The following is a 16,416-nucleotide window of genomic DNA, read 5'->3' on the forward strand; positions in this document are numbered from 1 at the left end:
GGGCAGACTGCGCACGTGAGCGCCGATGTGTGGACTTCCGCCGCGACGGTCGTCCCCGCCCTCTCCCTCGCCGCCTGGCTGTGGCTGCTGCTCGCCCGGGGCTTCTTCTGGCGTACGGACGTCAGGCTGCCGGACCGGCGGGAGCCCGCCGACTGGCCCACCGTGTGCGTCGTCGTCCCGGCGCGCGACGAGGCGGCCGTACTGCGTGCGAGCCTGCCGTCGCTGCTGGCGCAGGACTACCCCGGGCGGGCCGAGGTGTTCCTGGTCGACGACGGCAGCTCGGACGGGACGGGCGGGCTGGCGTGCGAGCTGGCCCGGGCGCACGAGGGGCTGCCGCTCACCGTGGCCTCGCCCGGGGAGCCGCCGGCCGGCTGGACGGGCAAGCTGTGGGCGGTGCGGCACGGCATCGGCCTGGCCCGGGTGCGCGAGCCCGAGTACCTGCTGCTGACGGACGCCGACATCGCCCACGCTCCGGACAGCCTGCGCCGGCTGGTGGCGGCGGCCCGCACGGGTGGTTTCGACGTCGTCTCGCAGATGGCCCGGCTGCGGGTGGAGAGCGGGTGGGAGCGGCTCGTGGTGCCGGCCTTCGTGTACTTCTTCGCGCAGCTGTACCCGTTCCGGTGGATCTCCGCGCAACGCACGGCCGGGAGCGCGGGGAGCGGTCGTGGGAGGAAGCAGTGGAGGGAGTGGAAGGAGAGGCCGGGGAGGAAGGGAATCGGGACGGCCGCCGCGGCGGGCGGCTGCGTGCTCCTGCGCGCCGACGCCGCCGAGTGGGCGCGGATCCCGGACGCCATCCGGCACGCCGTCATCGACGACGTGGCCCTCGCCCGGGCCGTCAAGGGCGGCGGCGGCCGGATCTGGCTGGGGCTCGCGGACGGGGTGGACAGCGTGCGTCCCTATCCGCGGCTGCACGACCTGTGGCGGATGGTCTCGCGCAGCGCGTACGCGCAACTGCGGCACAACCCGCTGGTCCTGGCCGCAACGGTGGCCGGCCTGACGCTGGTGTACCTGGTGCCGCCCGTGTCGGTCGTCGTGGGCTCGGGGGCGGGGGCGGGGGCGACGGCCGTCCTCGGCGCCGTCGCGTGGCTGGTGATGGCGGGCACGTACCTGCCGATGCTGCGCTACTACCGGCAGCCGGTGTGGCTCGCTCCGCTGCTGCCGTTCACGGCGTTCCTCTACCTCCTGATGACGGTCGACTCGGCGGTGCAGCACTACAGGGGGCGCGGCGCGGCCTGGAAGGGCCGTACCTACGCGCGTCCCCTCGCCCGGCCGGACGAGGGCTGACCCCCGGCGGGAGCGTGGTCACTTCCGGCCGGGCGTCCAGTTCATGCCCCATCCGTAGGCGTAGTCGACCGTGCGCTGCGGGCTCACACCGCGTTCGGGCACCAGGTAGCGGGCCTCGCGCTGGACGACGAGGTCACTGCCGGTGCTGGTGATCAGCGCGAGGGCGCACACGGTCGACGGGACCGTGCACTCGTCGAGCGAGAAGTCGATCGGGGCGCCGTACTGCGGCTGGAGGGTGACCGTGGCGTTCAGGTCGGCGAAGGAGCGGGCGCCCTCGTAGATGGTCACGAAGACGAGGACGCGCCGGAAGTGCTGCTTGTGGTCGAGGTTGATCGTGAGGTTCTCCCCGCTCGTCACGGCGCCGGTGCGGTCGTCGCCGTCGAGGTGGATGAACGGCGGTTGGTTCAGGGCCCCGAAGGCGTTGCCGAGGGCCTGGATGACGCCCTTGCTGCCGTCGGTGAGTTCGTACAGGCAGCACAGGTCGAGGTCGAGGTCGTTGTGCATGGCGACCGGGCGGGCGAGCTTGCGGGCCCAGCCGGAGAACTGCTTGCGCACCTGCCAGTTGAGGTTGACGCGCATGGCGCCCGAGGTGCCGCCCTGCTTGGTCAGCGACACGGAGGGTGCCGCCTTGGTGAGCGTGACCTTGGTCAGCCGGACCGGCTCGGAGGAGGGGGCGGCCGGCGACGGAGGGGCGGCGGCCGGGCGGGTGACGGGAGGGGCCTGGGGTGCCGGGGGCGGCGCGGTGACCGCCGGGGCCGGCGGAGCGGTCGGCGGAGCCTGCCGCGGCTCGTCCACCGAGATGCCGTAGTCCGTGGCCAGGCCCTCGAGGCCGCTGTCGTACCCCTGGCCGACGGCCCGGAACTTCCAGGCGCCCTGCCGTCGGTAGAACTCGCCGAGCACGAAGGCGGTTTCCACGGTCGCGCCCGGGTTGTCGAAGCGGGCCGCCACGGTGTTCTGCGCGGCGTCGCGGACCTCGACGTACAGGTCGGGGACCTGGCCGAACGATCCGCCGTCCGAGGAGGCCGCGAGGATCACGGTCTCGATCGCGGGCTCCACGCGCGCGAGGTCGACGAGCAGGCTGTCGGTCACCCGGCCGCCGGCGTCCCGCTTGCCCTCGTGGCGGACCGCGCCGGAGGAGTGCGCCGGCTGGTTGTAGAAGACGAAGTCCGCGTCGGAGCGGACCTTCCCGCCCACCAGGAGCAGGGCCGAGGCGTCCGCGTCGGGGACGCCGGGGCCGGACCGCCAGCCCAGTTCGACCCGCAGCGCCGTCGTCGGCACCGGGGTGTTCGATCCTTTCGGCATTGACATGTCCGCCCCTATCGCGTGTTCACCGAGCCGAGCCGGTTCCCGGCTGGTCCGCCAAGTTTTGCCCGTCAACCCGTTCCCCCGCCACCCACCCCTGGCGCGGAGTGTGCGAAGACGGCGCGACAACCGCCGGTAACCCGCCCGGAACTCGGCCTTTACCCCGGGGACGCGCGGCGTGACGCCCCATTTCGGCGAGTTCGCTCGCATTGGGGCCCCAAGGTCACCGCGGACACGGAAAACAACCCTCTTATCGGTCTCCCCAACCAGCACATCGTGGGCTTAACTTATGTGCCATGACCTCCCCCCGCTCCACTTATGGCGGCGGCTACTACTCCGCCTCCTTCCCGGACACCCCGATCTACGACTCGCTCGTCGCCGAGCGGGGCACCCCGCAGATCGCCCCGATCCGGGTCCCGGCCGCGTACGACGCGCCGGGCAGCCACCTGCCGGCCCTCCCGTCGGCCCTGCCCGCCCTCCCGGCGGGCCCCTCGCAACCCTCCTACGGCTACCCGCAGCAGGCTCAGCAGCCCGCCCCGCTGCAGCAGGCCCCCGCCCCGTACATCCCGCACCAGGCGACCGCACCCCGCGGGTACCCGGGCCCCCAGCAACCGCAGCAGCCCCGGCCCGCCGCACCCGGCCCCGCGGGGTACGAGGCGATGCGTCCCGCGGCGCCCCGGCCCGCCCCGGCGCCGTACCAGGACCCGTACGGCCAGCAGCAGTACCGGGGTTACTGAGCCGTCCCCGGGGTCGTCGGTGCCACCTGGCACGATGGCCGCATGGGGAACGCGCGACTGCAGTCGATTCACGTCCATCCGGTCAAGGCGTCCCGGAGCCTGTCGCTCCGGGAGGCCGTAGTAGAGCCCTGGGGGCTGGCCGGAGACCGCCGCTGGATGCTGATCGACGACGGGGGAAAGGTCGTCACGCAACGCCAGCAGCCGCGCCTCGCCCTGGCCGCCGCCGAGCTTCTGCCCGGCGGCGGCGTCCGGCTGTCCGCGCCCGGCCGGGAGCCGCTGACGGTGCCGGTTCCGCGCGCCGCGGGCACCGTGGTCGCGCAGGTCTTCCGCGACAAGGTCGAGGCGGTTCCCGCCGGGGACGAGAGCGCGCACGCCTGGTACAGCGCCTTCCTCGGCACGGACGTGCGGCTGGTGTACCTGGACGAGCCCGCCACGCGCCGGCCCGTGGACCCGCAGTACGCGCTGCCGGGCGAGACCGTCACCTTCGCCGACGGGTATCCGCTGCTCCTCACGACGACGGCCTCCCTCGACGCCCTCAACTCCCTGATCGCCGAGGGGGAGCACGCGGACGAGGGCCCGCTGCCCATGGACCGCTTCCGGCCCAACGCGGTCGTCTCCGGCACCGCGCCCTGGGCCGAGGACGACTGGTCCCGCCTCGCGGTCGGCGAGGTCGTCTTCCGCGTCGCCAAGCCGTGCGGACGCTGCGTCGTGACGACCACCGACCAGGGCACCGCCGGGCGCGGCAGGGAGCCGCTGCACAGCCTCGGCCGGCACCGCCGCGTCGACGGCAAGCTGGTCTTCGGACAGAACCTGGTCCCGCTCGGCCGCGGCACGATCCGGGCCGGCGACCCGGTGCGGATCATCGAGTGACCGGACCGGGGCAGGACCGGCACGGGCAGCTGACGGGCTTGCGCCTCCGGTCAATTCACCACCCGTGCGCACGCTACGGTGGACCGGCCGAACCGAATCGGCGACGACCCGCGTACGACGAGGTGGGGGCAGAGCAACGCCATGGCACAGGGCACGGTCCAGGTGACGCACACCGGCACCTCGCGGTGGCGGCGCCGCACGGGTGAGTACGCATCGCTCGCCGCCGCCCTGGAGGCCGCGGCCGACGGCGACGTCCTCACCGTCACCCCCGGGACCTACCGGGAGAACCTCGTCGTCCAGCGGGCGGTGACCCTGCGCGGGCCCGAGGGCGGACAGGGTTCGGTACGGATCGCGCCCCTCGACGGTGTCCCGCTGACCGTGCGGGCCTCGGCGGTGGTACAGGACCTGCACGTGGAGGGCCAGGACGCGGCGGCGCCCGCGGTGCTCGTCGAGGACGGGACGCCGGAGCTGCTGGGCCTGAGGGTGGTCGCGCGTTCGGCCTCCGGGATAGAGGTGCGCGGCAGCGCGCGCCCCACGGTGCGTCGCTGCACCGTCGACAACCCGGCCGGGGTCGGTATCGCCGTCCTCGACGGCGGAGGCGGTGTGTTCGAGGAGTGCGAGGTCGTCGCGGCCGGCCAGGCGGGCGTCGCGGTGCGCTCCGGCGCACACCCCCGGCTGGAGCGCTGCCGGGTCCACCACGCGGCGGCGTCGGGCCTGACGGCGACCGGCGAGGGTTCCGCGCTGGAGGCCGTGGGCTGCGAGGTCTACGAGGTGCGGGGCAGCGGCGTACAGGTCACCGGCCGGGCCACCGCGCATCTGACCGACTGCGACGTGCACCGCACCACCGGCGACGGCGTCACGCTGGACACCGACGCGGTGCTCACCCTCGCCGACTGCCGTATCCACGACATCCCGGAGAACGCGGTCGACCTGCGCTCCCGCTCCGTCCTCACCCTGACCCGCACCACCGTCCGCCAGTTCGGCCGCAACGGCCTCTCGGTGTGGGACCCGGGCACGCGGGTCGACGCCAACCAGTGCGAGATCTTCGACAGCACCGGCGACTATCCGGCGGTCTGGGTGAGTGACGGCGCCACCGCCGTGCTCGACTCCTGCCGGGTGCACGACGTACCGGACGCGCTGTTCGTCCTGGACCGGGGTTCCCGCGTGGACGTCGTCGACAGCGATCTGTCCCAGGTCCGCAACACCGCCGTGTCGGTGAGCGACGGCGCCACCGCCCAGCTCGACGACTGCCGCATCCGGGACGCGGCGACCGGCGCGTGGTTCCGCGACCACGGCAGTGGCGGCACCCTGAACAACTGCACCCTGGCCGGCAACCGCACGGGCGTCATCGTCACCAAGGGCGCCGACCCGACCATCGAGCGCTGCACGGTCGACTCCCCCTCGGAGGCGGGGGTCTACGTGTCCGCAGGAGGCCGCGGCAGCTTCCTCGGCTGCCGCGTCACCGGCAGCGCCGGCTACGGCTTCCACGTGATCGACGGCTGCCGTACGACGCTGCGCAAGTGCCGCACGGAGCGGTGCGCGCGCGGCGGGTACGAGTTCGCGGAGGGCGGCCCGGACACGGCGTACGACTCCGGTCCGCTCGTCGAGCACTGCACCGGCGACGAGAGCGGCGGCCTGACGGCGCCCGCCGCGCCGGAGCCGGTCGTGCAGCAGACGGCAGGCGGGTCCCCCGGTCTGCTGGGCTCCATCCCCGGGCAGCGCAGCACCGAGCAGGAGCCCCTGGTCCCGGGGGCCGAGCGGCAGGAACCGGCGCGCACGTCGAAGGCCGTGCTGGGGGAACTGGACGCGTTGGTCGGCCTGGACAGCGTCAAGCGCGAGGTGCGGGCCCTGACCGACATGATCGAGGTGGGCCGGCGCCGGCAGCAGGCGGGCCTGAAGGCCGCGTCGGTCAAGCGCCACCTGGTCTTCACCGGCTCCCCCGGCACCGGCAAGACGACGGTCGCCCGGCTGTACGGCGAGATCCTCGCCTCCCTCGGCGTACTGGACAAGGGGCACCTGGTGGAGGTGTCCCGGGTGGACCTGGTCGGTGAGCACATCGGCTCCACGGCGATCCGCACCCAGGAGGCGTTCCAGCGGGCGCACGGCGGCGTGCTGTTCATCGACGAGGCGTACGCGCTCTCGCCCGAGGACGCGGGCCGGGACTTCGGCAAGGAGGCCATCGACACGCTGGTGAAGCTGATGGAGGACCAGCGGGACGCGGTCGTCGTGATCGTCGCGGGCTACACGGCGGAGATGGAGCGCTTCCTGTCCGTCAACCCCGGTGTGGCGTCCCGCTTCTCGCGCACCATCACCTTCGGCGACTACGGACCCGAGGAACTGCTGCGGATCGTGCGGCAGCAGGCCGACGAGCACGAGTACCGGCTGGCGCCGGGTGCGGCCGAGGCGCTGACGCAGTACTTCACCGCGATCCCCAAGGGCCCGGCCTTCGGCAACGGCCGCACCGCACGCCAGACGTTCGAGGCGATGGTGGAACGGCACGCGAGCCGGGTCGCCCAGCTGGCCGACCCCAGCAAGGACGACCTGACCCTCCTGTACGCCGAGGACCTGCCGGAGCTGCGCTGAAGCGCTCCGCGGCGGCCTCGGTGGACGGCACCGCCGGAGCCGTGCGCGGTACCGCATCGCCTCAGCAGACGCCGGGCCCGTCGTCCGCCGCCGGGACGGACTCCGGCCCGCCGGTGCGGCGCGGTGCCGGCACCTCCGGGCGCAGCCGGGCCAGCAGCCGCCGGCGTTCCTCGGCGAAGGCCGGATCGGCCTGGTAGTCGGAGTGGCCGAGGACCGGTGCCGGCAGCGGGTGCAGTTCGGTACGTCCGTAGGTGAGCGGGTCCTTGAGGGGTGCGCGGTCCACCGCGGGGCCCGTGTCTCCGGGCAGCCGCATCGGGCCGCCGATGGGGTCGGTGCGCCGGTACAGGTTGCGCCAGCAGTCGACCTCCTCGCGCAGGGAACCGAGTGCGGCCGGCCCGAAGTGGGCCGGGAACCAGCGGCCGTACAGCCGCTCCAGCGGGGAGCCGTACGTGAGCAGCGCGACCCTTTTGCGGGCGGACGGCTCCAGCTGCCAGGCCGCGGAGGCGGCGAGGACGCTGCCCTGCGAGTGTCCGGAGATGACCAGCCGGCCGCCGGTCGCCCGGGTCCAGGTCGCCATCCGCCAGGTCAGGTCGGGCACCGCGCGCTCGGCGTAGCAGGGCGGTGCGAAGGGGTGCGCGGCGCGCGGCCAGAAGGTGCCGACGTCCCACAGGATGCCGATCGTGCGCCGGGCGGAGGCGTCCTTGTAGGCGCGCCTGCCCCAGGTGACGAACAGTATGAAGCCGAGGCCGATGAGCCAGGAGCCCAGCGCCTGCGCGGTGTGGGCGGCGCCCTGCACGACGGCGTACGTCCCGCGCGCGGCGTCGGCGGGCGCCTGGCCGGTCGTCATCGCGCCCACCAGGGCCCCGGCGCCCAGCAGCAGGGTGGCGGCGGAGGTGATGGCGACGAGCAGGGGCGCCCGGTCGGTGAGGGTGGCCATGGCCCGGACGGCCGCGATGCGCCGGGTGCGGCCCGGGTCCCCGGCCTCGCCGGTGTGGTCGTCCTCCACGGCGGCCCGTTCCGCGCGGGCGAGTCGCCAGGTGTGCCGGGCGAGCGCGACGCACAGCAGCAGCACGACGACGAGCAGGGGCGGGATGACGGAGGCCTGCCAGGTGAGGAGGACGGGCGGGCCGTCGATGGAGGTGCCGGTGCCGTCCAGCCAGTCCGACACGCGCTGGGAGACGCCACCGGACATCACGCCGCCGAGTGCGCAGGCCAGGAGGGCGACGGCGGGTCCGCCGAGACCGCGGAGCGCTGCGCGGGCGTCGGGCAGGCTGCGGTGGAGCAGGTGCGCGACCACGGCGAGGGCGATGACCAGCAGGCCCTGCACCGAGGCGAGGCCGCCGAAGGTCGTGTCCCCCGGCAGCCGCCCGGACGACGTCCACTCCGGGCGGCTCCAGCCGCCGTACAGGAGGGTGAGGACGAACAGGACGAGGGCGGCGAGCGGGAGGAACCGTACGAGGTGCTCGTCGAGTCGGCGGTCCAGGCGCCGCTCGCTGCGGCCCCGGCGGCAGACCACCACGACCACGGCCACCACCCCGGCCGCCAGTGCCGCCGGCAGGAGCCGGCCCAGCGTGTCGAGCAGCACGGGTCCTCCTGGCCGGCGGTCGAACCGGGCCGCCGGTGCGCCGACCGCCGCGGCGACCGTCAGCAGGGCGGCGGCGGTGTGCGCGGCGCGCAGCCGGGCCACCAGGCGGCGCCCGTACCAGAACCCGGGCCGGCCGAGGGCGGTGCGGGCGGGGTCCTCCTCGGGGGCGGGCTCGCGGTCCATCGGCTGCTGGGACTCGTACGCCCGCCAGGTGCGCAGCGACAGGTACCACAGCAGGCCGGTGAGCGCGGCGGGCACCGCGGCCGCGAGGGCGAGTCTGCGGCCGGGCGCGCTCCACCAGCCGCCGTCCGACATCGCCGGCGACAGGAAGCCCAGCCAGGAGTGCCGCTCGGCGCAGGCCCGCGTGCCCGCGCACTGCCAGGCGACGAGGTCGAGCGCGACCTCGCAGGCCGCGGCGACCAGCAGCACCGTCAGGGTCAGTCCCGCGAGCCGCACCAACAGCCCGTAGAGGCGGACCGCCCGGATCCGGCCGTGTGCGGTGGGCCGCATCCAGTGGGCGAGGTTGACCACCATGAAGGGCAGGAGCAGCAGCCACAGGGCGCGGGTGCCGTTGCCCGAGGTGAGGTTGCACCAGACGTAGGCCTCGGGCACCGGCCGGCCGCGGTAGTCCTCCGGTCGGGACTCGGCGTCGGCGTCCTCCGCGCGCCGGAAGACGGCCGCGATGTGGTCGCCGGTGATCCGTACGGTCCGCGGGTCGTCCAGCATGTCCGCGGGGGTCGTCCCGCCCACTCCGTGCACCAGGAGTTCCAGGGCGGTGCCGCTTCTGCCGTCGTCCCCGTCCCGTGGCCCGGGGGCGTCCTGGGCGCCGGTCCCGGCCCCTTCCTGCGCCTGCTCCACTGTCCGCACTCCCCCGTGACGCGCCGTCGGCTCTGTCCGTGCGGGCACAGGATCTCCGCTGGACGGGCGTCGTACACCCCTCGGCACGGAATCTCCCCGAGCCGTGTGACGGGTGACACCGGGGGGGCGGGAGTGACATGTGCGCGGCAGGCAGGCGGTGGCGCGGCCCGCGGCACCGCGTGCGAGGATGGGACGTCCGCGCACCGGAGCGGGGAGCACACCTCGGCGGAGACTGTGTGCCGGGCGTGTCGGGCGGTTTGCGGCGAAAGGACCGAAGCGTACGTGAGTGAGAATCCGAACCTCCTCGCGGAGCAGCGGCGCGCCCTGATCCTCGACGAGGTGCGCCGCCGGGGCGGGGTCCGCGTCAACGAGCTGACCCGCAAGCTCGGGGTGTCGGACATGACGGTCCGCCGCGACCTCGACTCGCTGGCCCGGCAGGGCGTGCTGGAGAAGGTGCACGGCGGCGCGGTCCCGGTGGTCGAGGCCAGCACGCACGAGCCGGGGTTCGAGGCGAAGTCGGGTCTGGAGCCGACCGCCAAGGAGGACATCGCACGGGCTGCGGCGGAACTGGTCGCGCCGGGCGCGGCGATTGCCCTGTCGGGCGGTACGACGACGTACGCGCTGGCCCACCGGCTGGTGGACGTGCCGGATCTGACGGTGGTCACCAACTCGGTGCGGGTGGCCGACGTGTTCCACGTGGCGCAGCGCACCTCGGGGGCCCGGCAGGGTGCGGCCACGGTGGTGCTCACGGGAGGTGTGCGCACCCCCTCCGACTCGCTGGTGGGCCCGGTCGCCGACCAGGCGATCGCGACGCTCCATTTCGACGTGCTGTTCCTCGGTGTGCACGGGATATCGGCCGAGGCCGGCCTGTCGACGCCGAACCTGGCGGAGGCCGAGACCAACCGGCGGCTGGTGCAGTCCGCACGGCGGGTCGTGGTGGTCGCCGACCACACCAAGTGGGGTGTCGTGGGGTTGAGTTCGTTCGCAGCCCTGGAACAGGTGGACACGCTGGTGACGGACGCCGGGCTGCCGTCGGACGCCCGCGCGGAGATCTCGGAGCACCTGGGGCTGGTCGTGGCCGGTGAGCCGGAGCCGTCCGGCTGAGCCCGGCGGGCCCCCGTGCCGGCCCGGCCCCGCCGGCACCTGGCGTGTCCACGGCTGGGGTGGCGCCACCCGCTCGACGGCCCGCGTCCGCGGCTTCGCTCAACGGGGGCCGCGTCCATGGGTCGCCGTCCGCGTCCGGTGGGTCCCGGCTTCGTCGGGACGGCACCGTGACGGTACGGCCTGGTTCCGTCGCGTGCCGAACCGGGCGCGCCCGGGACTGGGCCGGGCCTACCAGGACGCGGTCACTCGCTGGACCGGCGGCTCACCCGCCCGTGGCGTACCGCACGTGTCCCGGCACCGGGGTCAGCCCGACCAGTCGCCCGTACGCAGCAGGGACTCGATCGCCGCCGTGTACGGCCCGATGTCGAGGCCCTGTCCGGCGAGCCAGGTGTCCGAATAGTACTTGTCGAGGTACCGGTCCCCCGGGTCGCAGAGCAGCGTCACCACGCTGCCCCGGCGTCCCTCGGCCACCATCTCGGCGACGATCTTCAGCGCGCTCCACAGTCCGGTGCCCGTGGAGCCGCCGGCCTTGCGGCCGATGGCCCGCTCCAGGGCCCGGACGGCCGCGACGCTCGCCGCGTCGGGCACCTTCATCATGCGGTCGACCGCGCCCGGCACGAAGCTCGGCTCCATACGGGGCCGGCCGATGCCCTCGATCCGGGAGCCGCAGTCGCAGGTGACGTCCGGATCACCGGTGGTCCAGCCCTCGAAGAAGCAGGAGTTCTCCGGGTCCGCGACGCAGATGCGGGTGTCGTACTGCATGTAGTGCACGTAGCGCGCGAGGGTCGCCGAGGTGCCGCCGGTGCCGGCGGTGGCGACGATCCACGCCGGTTCGGGGAACCGCTCGAGCCGTAGCTGCCGGAAGATCGACTCGGCGATGTTGTTGTTGCCGCGCCAGTCCGTGGCACGTTCGGCGTAGGTGAACTGGTCCATGTAGTGGCCGCCGGTCTCGGCCGCGAGGCGGGCGGACTCCTCGTACATCCGGCGGGAGTCGTCCACGAAGTGGCACCGCCCGCCGTGGAACTCGATCAGACGGATCTTCTCGGCGCTGGTCGTGCGCGGCATGACGGCGATGAAGGGGACGCCGATCAGGTTCGCGAAGTACGCCTCGGAGACGGCCGTCGAACCGCTGGAGGCCTCGATCACCGGGCGGTCCGGCCGGATCCAGCCGTTGCACAGGCCGTAGAGGAAGAGCGAGCGGGCGAGCCGGTGCTTGAGGCTGCCCGTGGGGTGGGTCGACTCGTCCTTGAGGTACAGGTCGATGCCCCATCGCTCGGGCAGCGGGAAGAGGAGCAGGTGGGTGTCGGCCGAGCGGTTGGCGTCGGCCTGGACCTTGCGCACGGCCTCTTTCAGCCAGGCGCGGTAGGCGGTGTCGCTGTGGTCGACGTCGAGGGTGATACCGGTGCTTGCCTGCTGGGGGGTGCTCACGACAGGGCTCCTTACGCTGCGCGCCGACGGCGCGTCACGCGGCCGACGCCCCGATCATAGACACCTTCCATACGCTTCTCACCTGCATAAACATGCCTTTGGGAGCACCAAAGGCGCACCTGGGGCACGGTGCCCGGCCCAGTGGGGGCGCATGCGCGCGAATGCACCGGTCGTCGCCGGAAAGGAGCGGTGCGTACTGGTGCTCGGCGTACGGTCGGGGCAGACTGCCAGCGGGCGGGACCGGGTGCCCGCCGCGGGCGCACACGGGAGCACGACAGGAGCCGGCCGGTACCGGGCCCAGCTGGGTACACGGTCCGGCAACCGACGGGCACGAGGGGGCGACGGCATGGCGGAGCCGGAGTTCAGGGCCACGGGGGTGCGGATCGGCAAGCGGCTGCGCTCACTCACCACGGCCGGGACGGTCCGGATCAGGGGTGGCAGGGTGGAGCTGCTCACCAGCTACGGCAGCGAGATCGACAGCGCTCCGGTGCAGGCGGTGCGCGCCTCCCGGCCCTGGTTCGCCCCGGAGGACCGGGCCCTCGCCGACCTCGACGGCAAGCGGTACCTGCTGACCCTCGGCGAGCGGGACCCCGCGCCGGGCGAGCCGGGCCCGCCCGCGGCTCGCCGTTTCATCGAGGCGGTACGCAGGGCGGCGGGGTACCGCGGTTGAGATGTCCGTAAGTTGCGGTGCTTCACCCCTTGCGTCACGCTGGTCTCACGTCACTCTGGGTTTACCGGCGATAACGCTGCGAACCAGCCCGCCGGCCATGACAGCAGGCGGCGGTGTGCCGCGTGCGCCCTGCTGGATCCGAACTCCGTGTTCTTCCGGACCTCTATGTCGGGGAGTCGCAGCCGTGATCAGTCACCCAAGCAGACACTGCACGGTAGAGCTTCAAGCCCTGCCGTCGCGGATCGGCCAGGTCCGCAGAATCGTATCTGCGCAATTGCGCTACTGGCATATGGATTCCCTGATCGACCGGGCCGCGCTCGGCGTGACGGAACTGTTGACCAACGTCCACCTGCACGCCCGGCCCGACAAGACGTGCACCGTGGAGATGGAGCTGCTCCTGGACCGGCTCACCGTCTCCGTGCACGACCGCGACCCGCGCCTGCCCGTGGTGGACGACGCCGAACCGCTGGCGACGTGCGGGCGCGGGCTGTCCATGGTGGCCTCGATGAGCGAGAGCTGGGGCGCCCGGCCGGACGGCGAGTCCGGCAAGGTCGTCTGGTTCACGCTCCCGACCGCCACCGCCGTCGCGCCGGTCACCGCGCCACCCCTCTCCACGCGCCCGCCCCGGCGCCTGGTCGAGGAGGTGCCGGCCGCCGCGTTCGCGGAGGTCGATCGCGCGGTCGACCTCCACCGCGCCCCGCCCGCTCCCGCCCGGTCGGCCGTTGCCGGCTGACCGGGCGGTGACCCTCCGCTGCCGCGGGCCGGATCGACGGCGTGGTGGCCCGGGAGCGTGAGCTGCCGTGCGGTCGGCTTCTTCCGGCGGGGACGGCCCGGTGGCGGGCCCCGTGCTGTCCGTGCACCGGCCGGCCGGCGAGTCCGGTGCAGGGCTGCGGGGCGTGGCGCGGCGCGGACCGAGCCGGCCGCGGTCCGGGAGAACGACGGCCGGGGCGCGCCCCGCGACGGGGGTGCCGACCGCCGTGCACCTCGGGCCCGGCGCGGGCGCGCTGGACGTACCGGTCCTGCCGCGCCACGGGCCGGACGTGCCCGCCGCGGCACGGGGTCCCCGGCCGGTCCGGCGGCGCCGGGGCCCCCTCGCGTCCCGGTCCCCGCCCCGCGGGGAGACCCCCGGCACGCCCTTCGTCCGCATCGACGTCCGTGCGAGGGACGCCGACCGTCCCGGGGCGCGTAGCTCGCCGAGGCGTACGCCGGGACCGCTTCCCGGGGCGTCCCCGTCCCCCGGGGGGAGAATTCCGGTGCAGGCCGGTCGCCGGGCACGGGATCGCCCGGTGCGTGACCCGACCACGGCCTCCCGGGGGCGCCCCCTAGGCTCGGGGCATGCTGAGACTTGGTATCCCTGTCATCGGTGTCACGGACGTGCCCCGCGCGGTGGGGTTCTGGACGGCCGCCCTGGGCCTGGTGGCCTCCGACGAGTGGAAGAGCGAGACCTGGCGGACGCTGGAGTACGCCGACGGCTCCGGGAGGGCCCTCGGACTGCTGTACAGCGAGTCGCCGGCCGAGCCGCGTCCCCGTCTGCACCTGGACCTGTTCACGGACTCGGCCAAGGAGCAGCAGGCCGAGGTGCGCCGGCTGGTCGGTCTGGGGGCGCGGACCGTCGACTGGGACCTGTACCCGCCCGATCCGGACTTCGTCGTCCTCGCCGATCCGGACGGCAACATCTTCTGCGTCGTCGACCTCAGCCACGCTCCGAGCGGCGGCAGTCGCCCGGCGGACTGACCGGTCCCGCCCTCCGGGACGTCAGGCCAACGCGCCCAGCGGGTCGTCCAGGACCGGCTGCCACGCCAGTTCGGCCGCGCCGACCAGGCTGTTGTGGTCCAGGCTGCAGGGCAGGATGGGCACACCCCCGCTCTGCCCCCACAGGCTGCGGTCGGCGACGACGGCCCGCAGGCGCTCGGGGTCGGCGTCGAGGAGGGCCCGGTGGAGTCCGCCGAGGACGATGCGGTCCGGGTTGAGGATGTTCACCAGACCGGCGAGGCCGAGTCCGAGGCGGTCGATGAGGGTCGCGGTGGCGGTGCGGACGGCCGGGTCGGTGGAGTGGTCGCGGATCAGGTCGTTGGACTGCTGGAGGAGGGACACCTCGGGCCCCGGTTCGCGGCCGGCCGCGGTCAGGAAGGCGAGCGGGTCGGTCTCCACGTCCAGGCAGCCCCGGCTGCCGCAGTGGCAGGGGCCGCCCTCGGGGTTGACGGTGAGGTGGCCGACCTCCAGGGCGAGACCCGAACTACCGCTGTGCAGACGTCCGTCGAGGACGAGCGCACCGCCGACTCCCCGGTGGCCGGTGGCCACACACAGCAGGTCGCGCGCGCCGCGCCCGGCGCCGTGCCGGTGCTCGGCGAGCGCGGCGAGGTTGACGTCGTTCGCGGCGAACGCCGGCCCCTCGATCCCGGCGGCCCGCACCTGCTCGGCGAAGATCCGTCGCACGGGCGCGCCCGCCGGCCAGGCCAGGTGGAGCGGGTTCAGGGCCAGGCCCTCCGGCTCCGCGACGGCGGACGGTACGGCGAGTCCGGCACCGACGCAGCGTCGTCCGGTCTCCCGCAGGAGTTCCGCACCCGCCTCGACGACGGAGCCGAGCACCTTCGCCGGGTCGGCGTCGACCACCTCGCAGCCGGGTGCGGTGGCGACGATGCGGCCGCCGAGACCGACCAGGGCCGCGCGGAAACCGTCGGTGTGGACCTGGGCGGCGAGGGCGACGGGTCCGTCCTCGGCGACCGCGAGACGATGCGAGGGGCGGCCCTGCGAACCGGCGGCCGCGCCGGGGCGGGCGTCGACCCGGATCAGGCCCAGTGCCTCCAGTTCGGCGGCGACCGCGCCGGCCGTGGCCCGGGTGACGCCGAGTTCCGCGGTGAGGACGGCCCGGGTGGGGGCCCGTTCGGTGTGCACGAGCTCCAACGCGGGTCCGAGCGCGCCGCGCCCCCGGTCCAACCGCGTCCTGGGGGTGGTCCCTTCCCCCGTCCGGGGGTCCGCCTTGCCGCTCATGAGGGGGAGTCTCCCATGATCCGCTGGTGTGGGGGCCGGGGATGTGCCGGGCGGAACGGGGCTCGGGAGACCGCCGGCGCCCGTCGGTGCCGGTGAACGGGTCCGGTGGCGGGTTCGGCTCGCTACCGGGGGGATCGGGACGACGTGACAGCGCGCCCCGCCCGGACGGAACCGCGTGCGGGCGCGAGGGCGGGCCGGCCTCGCCTCCCCCACGCGATCCGCCGCGGGTTCCCCTCCTCCTCCCCCGCCCCCGCCGTGCCTGCCGCAGGACCGCCGCCGCATCCCGGCCGCGGCACGCGCCGCTCAGGTCCGGAGGCCGCTGACCCGGAGCGTGATGTTCAGTCGCCCGGTGAGGCCCAGTCCGGGCGGTGCGGTACCCGCGTGCACCCGCGGTACCCCGTGGTACGCCGTCCGGGCCGGCCCGCCGAAGACGAACAGGTCGCCGCTGCGCAGCTCGACGTCGGTGTAGGGGCGGGTCCGGGTCTCGGGGTTGCCGAAGCGGAACACGCAGGTGTCACCGAGGCTCAGGGAGACCACGGGCGCGTCGGACCTCTCGTCGGCGTCGCGGTGCATGCCCATGCGGGCGTCGGCGTCGTAGAAGTTGACCAGCGCGATGTCGTACGCCCCGTCCGCCGCCGCGTCGGCACCCAGCGCGTCGGTCACCGCCCGGCGGCCCAGCTCACCCAGCCAGGCGGGGAAGGGCTTCACGGGCGCGCCGTCGCCGTCGACGACGGTGCGGGCGTAGGCGTACGGATACCAGTGCCAGCCGAGGCAGACCTGCCGGGCGGTCATGGTGCCGCCGCCGGGGGTGCGTACCGTGCGCAGTCCGGCCGGTGGGCGGGCCCATGCGCGACAGGCGTGCACCAGCTCGCGCTGCCGTCCGGAGTCCAGCCAGTCCGGCAGGTGGACGGCGCCCGGCGCGATCACGGCACGGGCCCTGGGGAACAACTCGGCGTCCATGACTCCCATCCTGCCCGCGCCCGCTCCGACCCGCCCGACCCGGC

The 16,416-nt window shown here is 74.4% G+C and carries 13 protein-coding genes; 8 read left to right on the plus strand and 5 right to left on the minus strand.

The window, feature by feature from the left end:
• Positions 1–15 precede the first annotated feature (15 nt).
• Positions 16–1,284, plus strand: a complete 1,269-nt coding sequence (locus tag ACVV2G_RS19005) for a glycosyltransferase (protein WP_453843909.1) — start codon at positions 16–18, stop codon at positions 1,282–1,284.
• An 18-nt stretch (positions 1,285–1,302) separates the two neighbouring features.
• Here ACVV2G_RS19005 and ACVV2G_RS19010 read toward each other — a convergent pair whose 3' ends face one another.
• The gene (locus ACVV2G_RS19010) at positions 1,303–2,586 is read right to left on the minus strand and encodes a TerD family protein (protein WP_453843964.1); all 1,284 of its coding nucleotides are present in this window, start codon (positions 2,584–2,586) and stop codon (positions 1,303–1,305) included.
• A 296-nt stretch (positions 2,587–2,882) separates the two neighbouring features.
• Here ACVV2G_RS19010 and ACVV2G_RS19015 point away from each other — a divergent pair, with 296 nt between their 5' ends.
• The 3 genes from ACVV2G_RS19015 to ACVV2G_RS19025 all read left to right on the plus strand — a co-directional run bounded on the left by ACVV2G_RS19015 (position 2,883) and on the right by ACVV2G_RS19025 (position 6,776).
• Positions 2,883–3,323 (plus strand): DUF6643 family protein, encoded by a 441-nt coding sequence (locus tag ACVV2G_RS19015; protein WP_453843910.1) that lies wholly within the window; start codon positions 2,883–2,885, stop codon positions 3,321–3,323.
• Positions 3,324–3,365: 42 nt separating this feature from the next.
• Positions 3,366–4,193: an MOSC domain-containing protein gene (locus tag ACVV2G_RS19020; protein ID WP_453843911.1), complete on the plus strand. Its 828-nt coding sequence runs from the start codon at positions 3,366–3,368 to the stop codon at positions 4,191–4,193.
• A 141-nt stretch (positions 4,194–4,334) separates the two neighbouring features.
• A complete protein-coding gene (locus ACVV2G_RS19025; protein ID WP_453843912.1) occupies positions 4,335–6,776 on the plus strand; it encodes a right-handed parallel beta-helix repeat-containing protein in 2,442 nt (813 codons plus the stop codon).
• 61 nt (positions 6,777–6,837) lie between these two features.
• Here ACVV2G_RS19025 and ACVV2G_RS19030 read toward each other — a convergent pair whose 3' ends face one another.
• Positions 6,838–9,219 carry a hypothetical protein gene (locus tag ACVV2G_RS19030; RefSeq protein ID WP_453843913.1) on the minus strand — a complete coding sequence of 794 codons (2,382 nt, stop codon included), beginning with the start codon at positions 9,217–9,219 and terminating at the stop codon, positions 6,838–6,840.
• Positions 9,220–9,501: 282 nt separating this feature from the next.
• On the opposite strand from ACVV2G_RS19030, the gene ACVV2G_RS19035 reads away from it, so the two are divergent.
• Positions 9,502–10,323 (plus strand): DeoR/GlpR family DNA-binding transcription regulator, encoded by an 822-nt coding sequence (locus tag ACVV2G_RS19035; protein ID WP_453843914.1) that lies wholly within the window; start codon positions 9,502–9,504, stop codon positions 10,321–10,323.
• Positions 10,324–10,626: 303 nt separating this feature from the next.
• Here the strand turns inward: ACVV2G_RS19035 and cds1 are convergent, their stop codons facing one another.
• Complete coding sequence (cds1, locus tag ACVV2G_RS19040) at positions 10,627–11,751, minus strand: L-cysteine desulfhydrase Cds1 (RefSeq protein ID WP_453843915.1); 1,125 nt, start codon at positions 11,749–11,751, stop codon at positions 10,627–10,629.
• A 346-nt stretch (positions 11,752–12,097) separates the two neighbouring features.
• On the opposite strand from cds1, the gene ACVV2G_RS19045 reads away from it, so the two are divergent.
• The 3 genes from ACVV2G_RS19045 (at position 12,098) to ACVV2G_RS19055 (ending at position 14,155) form a co-directional block, all read left to right on the plus strand.
• Entirely contained in the window at positions 12,098–12,421 is a 324-nt protein-coding gene (locus tag ACVV2G_RS19045; protein ID WP_453843916.1) for a hypothetical protein, read from the plus strand.
• A gap of 184 nt (positions 12,422–12,605) precedes the next feature.
• Entirely contained in the window at positions 12,606–13,154 is a 549-nt protein-coding gene (locus ACVV2G_RS19050; RefSeq protein WP_453843917.1) for an ATP-binding protein, read from the plus strand.
• Between the two features lie 602 nt (positions 13,155–13,756).
• Entirely contained in the window at positions 13,757–14,155 is a 399-nt protein-coding gene (locus ACVV2G_RS19055) for a VOC family protein (protein ID WP_453843918.1), read from the plus strand.
• A 21-nt stretch (positions 14,156–14,176) separates the two neighbouring features.
• Here ACVV2G_RS19055 and ACVV2G_RS19060 read toward each other — a convergent pair whose 3' ends face one another.
• Positions 14,177–15,412: an ROK family protein gene (locus ACVV2G_RS19060; protein ID WP_453843919.1), complete on the minus strand. Its 1,236-nt coding sequence runs from the start codon at positions 15,410–15,412 to the stop codon at positions 14,177–14,179.
• 303 nt (positions 15,413–15,715) lie between these two features.
• Positions 15,716–16,372, minus strand: a complete 657-nt coding sequence (locus tag ACVV2G_RS19065; RefSeq protein WP_453843920.1) for an alpha-ketoglutarate-dependent dioxygenase AlkB family protein — start codon at positions 16,370–16,372, stop codon at positions 15,716–15,718.
• Between the last annotated feature and the right edge of the window lie 44 nt (positions 16,373–16,416).

The organism is Streptomyces sp. JK94, assembly GCF_053613315.1.

Excerpts from the sequence above, each read along its gene's own strand:
- ACVV2G_RS19010 (WP_453843964.1), bottom strand. The coding sequence starts at position 2,586 with ATGCCGAAAGGATCGAACACCCCGGTGCCGACGACGGCGCTGCGGGTC.
- ACVV2G_RS19015 (WP_453843910.1), top strand. The coding sequence starts at position 2,883 with ATGACCTCCCCCCGCTCCACTTATGGCGGCGGCTACTACTCCGCCTCC.
- ACVV2G_RS19020 (WP_453843911.1), top strand. The coding sequence starts at position 3,366 with ATGGGGAACGCGCGACTGCAGTCGATTCACGTCCATCCGGTCAAGGCG.
- ACVV2G_RS19025 (WP_453843912.1), top strand. The coding sequence starts at position 4,335 with ATGGCACAGGGCACGGTCCAGGTGACGCACACCGGCACCTCGCGGTGG.
- ACVV2G_RS19045 (WP_453843916.1), top strand. The coding sequence starts at position 12,098 with ATGGCGGAGCCGGAGTTCAGGGCCACGGGGGTGCGGATCGGCAAGCGG.
- ACVV2G_RS19055 (WP_453843918.1), top strand. The coding sequence starts at position 13,757 with ATGCTGAGACTTGGTATCCCTGTCATCGGTGTCACGGACGTGCCCCGC.
- ACVV2G_RS19060 (WP_453843919.1), bottom strand. The coding sequence starts at position 15,412 with ATGAGCGGCAAGGCGGACCCCCGGACGGGGGAAGGGACCACCCCCAGG.
- ACVV2G_RS19065 (WP_453843920.1), bottom strand. The coding sequence starts at position 16,372 with ATGGACGCCGAGTTGTTCCCCAGGGCCCGTGCCGTGATCGCGCCGGGC.